Genomic DNA, 13875 nt, shown 5'->3' with positions numbered 1-13875 from the left:
ATATAGGTTGATTATGGTAGACTAATAGCGGTGATAAAATGATGAGTATGATTAAAATCCTATTAGTGGTATTTGGCTTAATAGGGCTATTTACTGGTGTAGGAATACAAGTTTTAGACAGTCTTAAAATAGAAAAAAAAGGATTTGCAGCTCCAGTAGGATTTGTCATCTTTTTGATGATAACTCAATTATTATACTATCCTGCGCAAATTTTTAATTTTTCATTTAATTGGATTATTGGGAGTAGTTTCTTAGTACTTATTTTTTCATTATATTTGACATTAAAGAATATTAAGCGAGTGCTTAAGGATTTATTATGTAAAGAAACACTCATTGTGCTTGTTGCATTTGTTGTTTTTATTGTCGTTTTCTCTCGTCTTTTTATTGATATTGAATTTTCAGATTCACCTATGTATTTGAATTATATTGCTCAAAATATTAATATCGATCAACTAAATATGTTTAATCTATATTCAGGATTGCCTGGAGTTGAGTGGGATGGTTTATATTTGTACCAAGGGTATTACCATTTTGCATCATTTTTATGCTGGTTGATTAATATTCCATTCTTCTTACTTGGTAAATCAGGATATGTTGAAAATATAATGATTTCAACATGGGGATTAGGAATGTTATATAGTTTAATTAGCTCCATGTTTATTGTTAATATTGTGAAATACTTTAAACTAAAAAATAAATGGTTTGAATTTTGTCTTTTATTCTTTACTTTGTTTTATTCTAACTTCTATTATTGGCGTGTTGCATTTAGTTATTATGGCAACACTTTCCGTACTTTACTTGCAACAATGCTTATTTTCTTCATTTATAGGTGGTTGAAAGAAGAAAATGATAATATTAAATATATCATTCCTTTTATAGTTGGTGCTGGGTTAGCTTGTTCTAGTAGTTATTTATTTATATCCTTTACTATTCTATATTGCTTAGCAGTATATTTATTTGTAATTAAAAAAGAACATGCATTTGTTGATATGTCATTGTTTGTATTTCCTATCGCTTTATATGCCACAGTCATGTTTAGTTGGTCCAATTTCTATATAGGAATGGCAATGCTTGTTGTATTCTCGGCTTATTATATCGGAAGATTCCAAAAACCAGTTAAGAAACTAATACTTAATATTGAAGAATTTTTGTTTGATAATGCGAAGTTAATTTTCTTTGTAATTATACCAATTGTAATTATTGCATTTTCAACATATATCAATTTCTTTAAGCCGGAATATCTTTATAACTATTCTTATTTCTTTCAAGATCATCAAAAATACGACATGGTTAAAGACTATACTTTTGTCTATTCAAATTGGTTAGATAACATAATAAATGTTCTTCGATGGATTGGTGTTGTTTTGATTATAATATATGCTAAAACAAAAGAAGATAAATTTATCCAAATGATGTTATTGATTGTTGTTTTGATTTTCTTGAATCCTTTATGTATAACTGCTATTTCTTATACGATAGCTTCTAATGTTTTTTACCGTACGGTTGAGGTTTTATTTAATCCATTTACAGAACTAATTATACTGGTTTATATTTATCAGGCAATTCAATGGCAAAAACTATGGCAATGGATCCTTGAATTCATTTTAATCGGAGTTGTTTTACTTGGTCATTTCTTTTCGTGGGTAGGTTTAGAGGAAGGATTATATACCTTTTATTTCGTAGGTGGTAAAAACATAGAACCTGATTACAAAATTGAACCTCACGAATACAAGTCTATTAAGTTTCTTCAAGAAGAACTAAAGAATAATCCACAAAATGATCAACTAACAGTTTTATCGCAAGCGAATGGGTTGAGAACATTTATACCTGAAGCTTATCAAATATTTACTTCAAGAGATTATTTCTATTCTGATGTGAGAGTGGATTGGATATTCTATGATATTGCAAGAAGACATTATGACTGGGAACCTAAATTAGATGATATACCCTACGAAAGAGCGTGTGAGTTTATACAGGATTATGAAGTTGATTATGCATTGATACGCTATTGGGAAAATCCAGAATATGATCAAGAAACAGATAAATGCATGGATACAATCTTTGATAGCGGAGTAATCAAGGTAAAAAGGAGTAAATGAATATGAGAAAAACAGTTTGTTTAATTTGTGCTTTATTAGTAATATCAGGTTGTTCAAAAAGTAATGATAAACCTAACCCTACAATTTCACCAAATGAAACAGAGAAACCTGTAGAATTAGTATTTGAGAATCAAGGAGAATTAGTTGATGATTGGAGCAATACATATCGTGTAATGGCTCATGCAATGGGTGGTATTGATAATGTTGACTATACAAATAGTTTAGAAGCGATGATATTCAATTATAATCAAGGTACTAGACTCTTTGAAATAGATTTAGAAAGAACAAGTGATGGTGATATTTGCCTTACACATACTTGGGTAGATTTTAAAACTAAACTCACAAGTATTGGCGGAGATGAATATGCGCCACTATCGACTGAAGAATTCAAAAATGCAAAAATCATGGGAAAATATACAACGATGATGTTCTCGGATTTACTTAGTATTATGCAAGAAGTAAAAGACTTTTATATCATTCTTGATTCAAAAACATTTGATGTTGATTCTACGAATAGTATGTATAGTCAACTTGTTGAACAGATTAATGAAGTAGATCCTTCATTATTACATCGTTTTATTCCTCAAGCCTATACACCTGAAATCTATGATGTAATTGAGTCTTATGGATTCGAAGAGATTATATTCACTTTATACCATTATTATGTGGATTCAGATGGACAAAAGATATACCAAATTGTTAAAGAAAAGAATATCCCTGTTGTTGTAATGCATATGGATAATGACTGGGGAACAAAAGTAATCACTGATGTTTATGCATATGCAAAGATGGATAATAACACAGATCAATTTAATATCTATATACATACTGTAAATGATATTAATAAAGCTAGAGAAATCATTAATAAATATGGTTTCTATGGCGTGTATTCAGATTTTATAACTGAGGATAGTTTAAAGGGATCATATTGATATTATCTATTGTGGGGGTGTTTTATGAGTTATTCAATAATAAGCAAGTATCGCTTACAGCTAATGGGGATAGCAACATTATGGATTGCATTATTCCATTCACCATTATGGTTCCCAGTGAATTTCTTTGGTTGGTTTAAATTAATAGGTCAGGGCGGAACAGATATATTTGTTTTCTTATCGAGTTTTGGTCTTTATTATGCATATAAAAAAAACTCGAATATAAAACATTTTTACAAAAAAAGATTTATTCGCATTTTACCGTTTGTATTACCTATAATTTTTCTAAGATGCAGATATTTAAACTTTAATTTAGAAGATACATTATTGGCTTTATCTACTTTGCGATTTTGGATAAAACCATATGATAGAGGATTATGGTTTGCATCGGCTATACTGGTGTTTTACTTAATTACACCGCTGTATTTGAAATATTTTGATGGGAAAGAAAAAAGAATGACTTTATTTGCAATTGGGATCAGTTTCTTGATAGGCTTTTCTACATTTAACACTGATTATTTGGTTTTTACATCAAGATTGCCTGTATTTTTCTTGGGGTTTCTAATTGGCTATCTTTCTTATAATGATGTGAAAATAAGTAAAAAAATGATTGTACTTAATATTATGATAATGATGGTTGGATTCATCATTTTGCATATGTCCTTTCGATTTGGACCTTTATTAACTGCGTGGGGTTTATATTGGTATCCATTTATTCTGATTGTTTTACCATTTTGTTTTATAAATGCATTTATAATTGAAAAATTGAAGAAGTATAATGTTAATTGGCTTATATCATTCCTCTCGGGGTTTGGAAGTATATCACTCGAATTTTATTTGCTTCAAGAATTATTTGTAAAGATGTTTTCTTTTATTCGATTTCAACCACCTTTTGATTATTATCAAATTCTGTATAGTATATTAGTAATTCACATTACCTACCAACTTGCAAAATTATATAAAACAGTAATGAATAAAATAATCAATTTGTTTCCCATAGAAATTAATTAGAAAGGGCAGTATATGAAAAAAACATTAGGAATATTGGATATAGTTTATTTGTTTATTTCAATAATTGGATTAGAAATATTTTTTAGATATAATCTTGGGTTTGAAACACTCTTTGGTTCATATTTTCTTTATAGTATTTCGATCTCCTTGTTTTTTACATCAATAATGTTTTTATTCAATAGACTGGGAAGAACGATTTATAGTGTTTTGATACTATTACTTTTAGGCTTTCTTTTTGCAGCTCAGTCATTGCATTATGATTATTTCCAAACAGTTTTTTCAGTCACAAAGATTAGTATAATTCAAGAGTTTTTTCAAGTTAGCAATGAAGCAACAAGTAAAATTGATTTTCGACTATTTCTTTATTTTATTCCTGCAATAGTTGCGTTATTAATAGGTTTAATACGCCCTATTCACTACAAGTTATCAACAAATATAAAATTGATTACATTCTCAACTATTTTGGTTATTTCAATATTTGGAATATTACTGATTCCTAATACATACAAAGAAAACAAAGTGATGAGCAAGAACGATAAGTTATTATATGAAACTTTATATAACAATATCAAATCAATAGAACGATTTGGTTTCTATTCATTTACAACACGAGATTTAATGTTATATTTCAATGGAGTTGACACAGATAGTAAAGAAAATGATCAGTTACTTATAGATATGTATATGGAAGATAATGCATACAAATCTCAAACTAATCGATATACAGGTATGTTTGAAGGGAAAAATGTAATTTTAGTTTTATGTGAATCGTTATCGCCAGTTGCGATATCTGAGGAATTAACCCCTACTCTTTATAAAATGCAGTCAGAAGGAATCAATTTTACAAATCATTACGCCCCAGTATTTCAAACTGCAACTTCTGATAGTGAGTATATTAGCTTAACTGGTATGTTACCATCTATTCTAGATGGACCAATATCGTATGACTTTGCAGATAATTCATTTCCAATGGCACTACCTTGGAAATTCAAAGAATTAGGATATTCTGCAAATTCATTTCATTCATTTAAGAAGAGCTTTTATAATAGAGAAAAGCTACACTATTCGTATGGCTTTGATTATTTATATGATTGGGAAGATTTAAATTTATACAAAAAACCAGAATTTGTCGAAGCGATGAACTGGATCCATGATAAATACTTAATGAATGAAGTGGTGGACATAACATCTGAATTGGATAAAAAACCGTATTTTGATTTTGTAATTAGCGTATCAGGTCATGTTCCGTATATTCGAGGGAGATATGAATTAGAGTATGATTTATGGAAAACTATTGAAATGTTTGGAGAACCAGGTGAAAAATACTCAGAAGAGACATTGTGTTATTTGGGTGCTCAAAGAACTTTGGAATCTGGGATTGATGAATTAATCAATGATTTGAAATATCAAGGAACATTAGAAGATACAGTCATTATTTTATACGGAGATCATTATCCATATGGTTTATCAAAAGATGCCATGAACGAATTATTTGGTAATAATCCAGGTATTGATATCTATAAAACACCATTTATTATCTGGACTCCGGGTATAGAAAGTAAGGAAGTTACGAATATTACGTCTACATTCGATATCTATCCAACAATTGCGAATTTATTTAAATTAGATATAGGTGGACAAATGATAGTAGGTAGGGATGCACTTTCGAATGAGGAAGGAATAGTCATTTTTCAAGACTATTCATGGCTAATTGATGAAGGGTATTATGATGCTACAAAGCAAATCTTTGATACTTCAAAACTATCAGAAGAAGAGCTTGAAAGCATTAATGACAATGTATTTAACTTGATTACAGTTAATCAAAAGGCGATACGTATGAATTACTTTGCGAAAGAATAACTTGAAAGTATGGTGCAGTACAGTTAAAAATATAATATAATGTAAGATGGTTAATAGAAATAGATTTGGTTCAAATAAATAACACTATAAATCTATTGTTAGAAAATGGAGGATATTTTATGTTTGAGGGTAAGGTGCTGTTGATTACAGGTGGTACTGGATCATTTGGAAATGCGGTGATGAATCGATTTTTAGATACAGATATCAAGGAAATTCGAGTTTTATCACGTGATGAAAAGAAACAAGATGATATGAGACATGAATATCAAATAAAGTATCCAGAAAGATCAAATAAAATAAAGTTTTATATTGGTGATGTGAGAGATATTAATTCGGTGAAAAATGCCATGCATGGTGTTGATTATATTTTTCATGCTGCTGCATTGAAACAAGTTCCTTCATGTGAGTTTTTTCCAATAGAGGCTGTTAAAACCAATGTTTTAGGTACAGAGAATGTATTAACGGCTGCAATTGAAGCAAAAGTTAAAAAAATTATATGTTTAAGTACAGATAAAGCAGCATATCCAGTCAATGCAATGGGGACATCAAAAGCGATGATGGAAAAGGTTATAGTTGCAAAATCAAGAACAGTTGAACAAAATCAAACAATGATTTGCTGTACTCGTTATGGAAATGTAATGTGTTCAAGAGGAAGCGTAATTCCATTGTGGATTGAGCAAATTAAGCAAGGTAAACCCATAACAATTACTGAACCATCAATGACGCGTTTTATCATGTCATTAGATGAAGCAGTTGATCTCGTATTATATGCCTTTGATAATGCGACAACAGGAGATATTATGGTTCAAAAAGCTCCCGCATGTACTATCGAAATATTAGCCCAAGCTGTTCATGAACTATTTCATATTGAACAAGAAATAAAAGTTATAGGTATTCGACATGGAGAGAAGATGTATGAAACACTCTTGACTAATGAAGAATGTGCCAATGCTATCGATATGGGGAATTTCTATCGTGTCCCTTGTGATAAGCGTGATTTGAATTATGATAAATATGTAAAAGATGGAGATGTTAAACGTAATACATTAACTGAATTCAATAGTAATAACACAGAATTGCTGAATGTTGAACAGGTTAAAGAGAAGTTATTATCTCTAGAGTATATTCGAAATGAAATAGCTGCCTGGGAGAATAGATAAATGAAGATCCTAGTGACAGGTGCTAAGGGGTTTATAGGCCGAAATTTGATAGCTCAGTTAAAGAATATACAAGATGGGAAGGTTCTTAACACTTCATTAAATGATAAATTAGAAATAGTAGAATTCGATAGAGATACAGATGTGTCTCTTTTAGCACATTATACAAAAGATTGTGATTTTGTATTTCATTTAGCTGGAGTGAATAGACCACAGAATACTATTGAGTTTATGGAAGGAAATTTTGGGTTTACAAAGATTTTATTGGAGTCTTTGAAAAAGCATAATAATAAAGCTCCGATATTAATAACAAGTTCTATTCAAGCAAGTTTGGATAATCCATATGGGGAATCAAAAAAAGCAGGTGAGGAATTATTATTGGAATATAATAAAGAGACCAATGCTAAAACATTGATTTATCGCTTGCCTAATGTGTTTGGTAAATGGTGTAAACCCAATTATAATAGTGCAATTGCAACATTTTGCCATAATATAACTCGCGATTTAAATATTTCAGTTAATGATCGTGACGCAATAATGAATCTAGTCTATATTGACGATGTTGTTTCTGAGTTCATAAAAGCTTTACAAGGCAAAGAGCATATTGAAAATGGGTTTGGTTATATACCAACAGTTCATCGAGTAAGTTTGGGTGATATTGTTGATAATTTATACTCGTTTAAAGCAATGAGAGAAAATTTAGATTTGCCAGACATGTCAGATGCATTTGTAAAATCCTTATATAGTACATATATTAGTTATTTACCTAGTGATAAATTTAGTTATCCATTGAAAATGAATATAGATCAACGGGGATCTTTTACTGAAATAATTAAAACGCAACAAAAAGGTCAATTTAGTGTTAATATTTCCAAACCAGGTATTACAAAAGGTAATCACTGGCATCATACAAAAAATGAAAAGTTTGTGGTTGTGAGTGGAAAAGGAGTTATACGTTTTAGAAAAATTAATGAAGTCGAAATTACTGAGTATTATGTTTGTGAAGATAAAATAGAAGTTATAGATATACCATGTGGTTATACGCATAACATTACTAATCTTGGGGATACTGATTTGGTGACATTTATGTGGTGTAATGAGTGTTTCGATTCAAATTATCCTGATACATACTTCGAGGAGGTGTAATATGTCTAAATTAAAATTAATGACAATAGTCGGTACTAGACCAGAAATTATTCGATTAGCAGCAACAATAAAGAAATGTGATCAATATTTTGAAAATATTTTAGTTCATACAGGTCAAAATTATGACTATGAGCTAAATCAAGTTTTTTTTGATGATTTGGGATTACGTGCACCGGATTACTATCTCGATTCTGTAGGAACTCACCTTGGAGAAACAATTGGAAATATTATTGCAAAAAGTTATGAGTTAATGATTAAGGTAAAACCGGATGCATTATTGATTCTAGGGGATACAAATAGTTGTTTAAGTGCAATTAGTGCAAAACGTTTACATATACCTATATTTCATATGGAAGCAGGAAATCGTTGTTTTGATGAATGTTTACCTGAAGAAACGAATCGTCGCATTGTTGATCATATAGCAGATGTTAATCTTTGCTACAGTGAGCATGCAAGACGCTACTTAAATAGCGAAGGAACTGCAAAAGAAAGAACATATGTAGTTGGTTCACCAATGGCGGAAGTACTACATGATAATTTAGAAAAAATTCAATCAAGTAGGGTTCTAGATAAGTTAGGATTGGAAAAAAATAGATATATTTTATTATCGGCACATCGTGAAGAAAATATTGATAATGAAGAAAACTTCTTTAGTTTAATGAATGCAATTAATGCACTGGCTGAAAAGTACGATATGCCTATTTTATATTCTTGTCATCCAAGAAGTGCAAAGTATATTGAACAACGTGGTTTCAAATTCGATGACCGTGTTATTCAAAATAAACCACTAGGATTTCACGACTACAATTGTTTACAAATGAATGCCTTTGCAGTTGTATCAGATAGTGGCACATTGCCAGAAGAAAGTAGCTTTTTCTTAAGTATAGGAAATCCGATTTCTGCAATATGTATACGTACGAGCACGGAAAGACCAGAAGCTATAGACAAAGGGAATTTTATTATTGCTGGTATAACTACTGATCAAGTACTTCAGTCAGTAGATACTGCGGTAAATATGAATGAAAATGGTGATTTAGGTTTGCCTGTACCAAATTATATAGATGAGAATGTATCGAATAAAGTTGTTAAGATTATTCAAAGTTATACAGGTATTGTAGATAGAATGGTATGGCGTAAGTACTGATAAATAATAAGAATTTGAGGATATAAATCTTATATTGCTGGTTTTCCAAGATCGAAAATGTGTTTAACTAGTTTGTAGGAAAATTTAAAATACTAGCAAGTTGCATTATTGTATAGATGACATAGACCTTATGGACTGTTGCTGAGAAAGGTAAGCTATGGCTTTTAGATTTTGTAAGTATAGTTTAAAATATGGTAATATTAGATTGCTTAAAGAAAGTTATTAAGTATTGTATATATATTTGATAAAATGATAAACAGGGGTGATTATATGAAAGTAGTTATTTTAGCAGGTGGTTATGGAACGAGAATTAGCGAAGAATCACATTTAAAACCGAAACCAATGATTGAAGTTAGCGGGAAGCCAATTTTATGGCATATTATGAAATATTTCAGTTCATTTGGTCATGATGAGTTCATTATTTGTGCAGGTTATAAACAAGAGATAATAAAGGAATGGTTTTCAAATTATTTTTTACATACGAGTGATATAACATTTGATTTTACACTGGGTAATAAAATGATTGTTCATAATAATGAATCTGAAAATTGGAAAGTTACAATAATTGATACTGGTTTAAATACGATGACAGGTGGTAGAATTAAAAGAATTGAAAAGTATCTTGAAAATCAATCATTTTTGCTAACATATGGAGATGGAGTTTGTGATGTTGATTTGAAGGAGTTGATTGATTTTCATAATAAAAATAAAAAAGTATTAACCTTAACTGCTGTAAGACCAGGAGGAAGATTTGGAGCATTAGAAATGGATGTGGATGGCATTGTCCAGTCATTTAATGAAAAAGATGTTGAGGATGGTGGTTGGATAAATGGAGGATTTATGGTAGTTGAAAAAGAAATTTTTGATTACATCAATGATGATCAAACAGTTTTCGAGAAAGAACCAATGATTTGTCTTTCTGAAAACAAAGAACTTATTGCCTATAAGCATTATGGATTTTGGTCATGTATGGACACATTAAGAGACAAAGAGTACATAGAGTCTTTGCTAAATAATAATTTAGCACCATGGAAAGTGTGGGATTAGGATGAGTATTAGAGAGTTCTATAAAGGAAGAAAAGTTTTAATAACCGGACACACTGGGTTTAAAGGTAGTTGGCTATGTTCTGTTTTATTGGAATTTGGTGCTGATATTTGCGGAATTGGATTACAACCAACTTCAAAGATGAATTTATTTGATCAACTTTCCTTATGTAATAAAATATCATCGCATAATATTCTTGATATAAGAAATTATGATGAAGTAAAAAAAATTTTTGAATCATTCAAACCTGAAATTGTTATTCATTTAGCAGCACAACCTTTAGTGATTGATTCATATAATTATCCAAGATATACCTACGATGTTAATGTTATGGGAACAGTAAATATTTGTGAATGTGTGCGACTTTCCAAAACGGTGGTATCGTTTGTAAATGTAACAACTGATAAAGTATATGAAAACAATGAAGTTGAAGATTATTCCTTCACCGAAAAAGACAGATTGAATGGTTTTGATCCGTATTCGAATAGTAAGTCTTGTTCTGAGTTAGTAACTGACAGTTATAAAAAATCATTTTTTAATAATCAACGTGTAGCGGTTTCAACATGTAGAGCTGGTAACGTAATAGGTGGTGGAGATTATTCAATGAATAGATTGATACCAGATTGTATAAAAGCATGTAGACAAAATGAACCGATTTTGATTAGAAATCCCAATTCTATCCGTCCTTTTCAACATGTATTAGAGCCTGATTTGATGTATTTGAAGATAGCCGCTATGCAAACAATGGATTTTAAAATTGCATGTAATTACAATATAGGACCAAAATTAGAGGATTGTGTTACTGTGGAAAAATTATGTCAATTATTTTGTGAGATTTGGAAAGAAGGCGCAAATTATTCTATTATAGATAAAACTGGTCCGCATGAATCTAATTTTCTGAAATTGAATTGCGATAAAATTTCTAAAAACCTAAACTGGAGGCCAACATGGAGTATTAATGAAGCGATTGAAAAGGTTATAGAATGGGAGAAATATGAAAATAAAATAGAGATTACTAAAATTCAAATAAATGACTTCATAAATTTGAGTGAAATGTATGGCTAATATTATTGTTACAGGTGCTTCTGGATTTATTGGTGAAAAGCTAGTCAGTGAGCTATTAAGTCGGGGTAATAAAGTTTTTGCAATATCTACAAGTTTTAATCAGCAAAATCATAATAAGAATTTAGTGAATTTATCTTGCAATCTACTAGATGATAATTGTGTTTCATTAATAATAGATAAGGTAAGTAAGAATAAAATACAATTTTTTTATCACTTAGCTTGGGTTGGAGTTCATAATAAATCAAATGACTATTTCGAAGTTAATTATAAAATTGCTGAGAGATGTATTGAACTTGTTTCAAAACTAAAATGTCAATACTTTATTTATAGTGGAAGTGTTTATGAGTACATAAAAAATCTTGAGTATTGTTGTAAAAGTGAAGGAATAAACTATGCTTTATCTAAAAAGAAGATACATAGAATGCTACGAGAAAATTTGGCTAGTTTAAATATTAAACTTTTATCACTATATATTTCCAATATATATGGTATAAGAAATAATAATATAATATATGAAATTGTATTTAAAATGATTAATAAAAAAGAAATATCTTTATTAACTAATGGCGAGCAATATTGTGATTTCATATATATTGATGATGTTATTTGCGCATTAATATATATTATTGAAAATAGCAGTAGGTTATGTTCGCTAATGAAAAATATTGAAATATATATAGGTAATGGAATTATTGTGCCTCTTAAGGAGTATATTCTAAAAGTAGAAGAAACATTGAATATAAAATATGATATTTTGTATGGCAAAAATTCTATGGATGAGGTGGACTATTCTTTAGTAGTATATAAAAACTTGAATCAAATATCAAATTTTAAATATAACACTGAATTTTGTGAAGGTGTTCAAAGAGTAAAAGAGGGGCTTAATAATGAGTAAAGAAAAAGATAAAAAAGAAATTTTTGAATTAGTTAGTAAATATTATTTAAAATACCACTGTAAAGAAAACTCATTTTGTCCCGGAGATAAAATCTCTTATTCAGGCAGAACTTATGATGATAAAGAAATCCTCAATTTAGTCGATTCAGCACTTGATTTTTGGCTAACATCTGGTAAATATTGCTTAGAATTTGAAGAAAAGTTAGCCAACTATTTGAATGTTAAGTATTGTTCTTTAGTAAATAGTGGATCATCAGCCAATCTTTTAGCATTTATGGCTCTTACATCACCATTGCTAGGGGAGAGACAAATTAAGAGAAAAGATGAAGTTATAACTGTTGCAGCAGGATTTCCTACTACAGTAAGTCCAATTATAAATTATGGGGCGGTTCCCGTCTTTGTTGATATAACATTGCCGACATATAATATTGATGTTAACCAACTTGAAATGGCCTTAACAGACAAGACAAAAGCAGTTATGCTCGCTCATACTTTGGGAAATCCATTCAATATCAAAATTGTAAAATCATTTTGTATAAAAAATAATTTGTGGCTTATCGAGGATAATTGTGATGCATTAGGATCAGAATATATTGTTAATGGACAAATTAAAAAAACTGGAACATTTGGTGATATTGGAACATCAAGTTTTTATCCACCTCATCATATAACAATGGGAGAGGGAGGAGCAGTTTATACTAATAATTCAATTCTTCATAAAATAATGATATCTCTACGTGATTGGGGAAGAGATTGTATTTGTAATAGTGGGCAAGACAATCTATGTAAAAATAGGTTTAGTAGAAAATACGGCGAATTACCTTTAGGATATGATCATAAATACGTATATTCTCATTTTGGGTATAATTTAAAAGCAACAGAAATGCAAGCAGCTATTGGTTTGGCACAGCTTGACAAATTAGATAAGTTTACTGAAGTAAGAAAATCTAATTTCTCTTATTTATATGAAAACTTAAGCAGTCTCACTGATTATTTAATACTACCCGAAAAAGAATTAGAAAGTAATCCAAGTTGGTTTGGTTTTTTGATAACGCTGAGAAAAGAAAATGAGAGAGGTAAATTAATTGAGTATTTGGAAAGTAATAATATTCAAACTAGAATGCTATTTGCTTCTAACATGATTCTTCACCCTTGTTTCGATGAACTTCGAGAATGTGGAGAAGGATTTAGAGTTATAGGTGATTTAAAAAATACAAACGAAGTGCTAAAAAATAGTTTTTGGATAGGAGTTGCACCTACTATAAATAATGATATGCTTGAGTTTATTGTTGAAACTTTTAAGCAATTCTTTGAATTAAATAAACAAGAGGGCTTCGCACCAAATAGTGGGGTAACTCAACAACAATGATGGGGGATTCTGCAACAACTGTGGGGTTAAAAAGAGAGGATTCACTTGTGAAATACAAGTTGAAATCCTCTTTTTGTGTGGTCGATTTTGAATAATTAGGGTTCTTTAAAATCTAGTGTTGGTGGAGAAGAAATCAAGTAAATTAGTATAGT

General features: G+C 29.9%; 11 protein-coding genes. All 11 read left to right on the top strand.

Annotated features, from left to right (window positions below; all coding sequences use genetic code 11):
- The first annotated feature begins 41 nt into the window (after positions 1–41).
- Positions 42–2099, top strand: coding sequence for a hypothetical protein (locus RR643_RS00055; protein WP_332481947.1), 2058 nt, complete (start codon positions 42–44; stop codon positions 2097–2099).
- Positions 2100–2101: 2 nt separating this feature from the next.
- Entirely contained in the window at positions 2102–3031 is a 930-nt protein-coding gene (locus tag RR643_RS00050; RefSeq protein WP_332481946.1) for a hypothetical protein, read from the top strand.
- A 24-nt stretch (positions 3032–3055) separates the two neighbouring features.
- Positions 3056–4042 (top strand): acyltransferase, encoded by a 987-nt coding sequence (locus RR643_RS00045; RefSeq protein WP_332481945.1) that lies wholly within the window; start codon positions 3056–3058, stop codon positions 4040–4042.
- 12 nt (positions 4043–4054) lie between these two features.
- Positions 4055–5902 (top strand): LTA synthase family protein, encoded by a 1848-nt coding sequence (locus RR643_RS00040; protein ID WP_332481944.1) that lies wholly within the window; start codon positions 4055–4057, stop codon positions 5900–5902.
- 119 nt (positions 5903–6021) lie between these two features.
- Positions 6022–7062 carry a nucleoside-diphosphate sugar epimerase/dehydratase gene (locus RR643_RS00035; RefSeq protein ID WP_332481943.1) on the top strand — a complete coding sequence of 347 codons (1041 nt, stop codon included), beginning with the start codon at positions 6022–6024 and terminating at the stop codon, positions 7060–7062.
- Positions 7063–8205, top strand: coding sequence for a capsular polysaccharide biosynthesis protein CapF (locus RR643_RS00030; RefSeq protein ID WP_332481942.1), 1143 nt, complete (start codon positions 7063–7065; stop codon positions 8203–8205).
- Position 8206: 1 nt separating this feature from the next.
- A complete protein-coding gene (wecB, locus tag RR643_RS00025) occupies positions 8207–9349 on the top strand; it encodes a non-hydrolyzing UDP-N-acetylglucosamine 2-epimerase (protein ID WP_332481941.1) in 1143 nt (380 codons plus the stop codon).
- A 270-nt stretch (positions 9350–9619) separates the two neighbouring features.
- Positions 9620–10396, top strand: coding sequence for a glucose-1-phosphate cytidylyltransferase (rfbF, locus tag RR643_RS00020; protein WP_332481940.1), 777 nt, complete (start codon positions 9620–9622; stop codon positions 10394–10396).
- Between the two features lies 1 nt (position 10397).
- Positions 10398–11459, top strand: a complete 1062-nt coding sequence (rfbG, locus tag RR643_RS00015) for a CDP-glucose 4,6-dehydratase (protein ID WP_332481939.1) — start codon at positions 10398–10400, stop codon at positions 11457–11459.
- Entirely contained in the window at positions 11452–12354 is a 903-nt protein-coding gene (locus RR643_RS00010; protein ID WP_332481938.1) for an NAD-dependent epimerase/dehydratase family protein, read from the top strand. Before rfbG ends, RR643_RS00010 begins: the two co-directional genes overlap by 8 nt.
- A complete protein-coding gene (rfbH, locus tag RR643_RS00005; RefSeq protein ID WP_332481937.1) occupies positions 12347–13723 on the top strand; it encodes a lipopolysaccharide biosynthesis protein RfbH in 1377 nt (458 codons plus the stop codon). Before RR643_RS00010 ends, rfbH begins: the two co-directional genes overlap by 8 nt.
- Positions 13724–13875 lie beyond the last annotated feature (152 nt).

Source organism: Anaerorhabdus sp. (assembly GCF_036637135.1).
Taxonomy (GTDB): domain Bacteria; phylum Bacillota_I; class Bacilli_A; order Erysipelotrichales; family Erysipelotrichaceae; genus Anaerorhabdus.
Note: the sequence above shows the minus strand (reverse complement) of the source record. Positions and strands in the feature narration are given on the sequence as shown.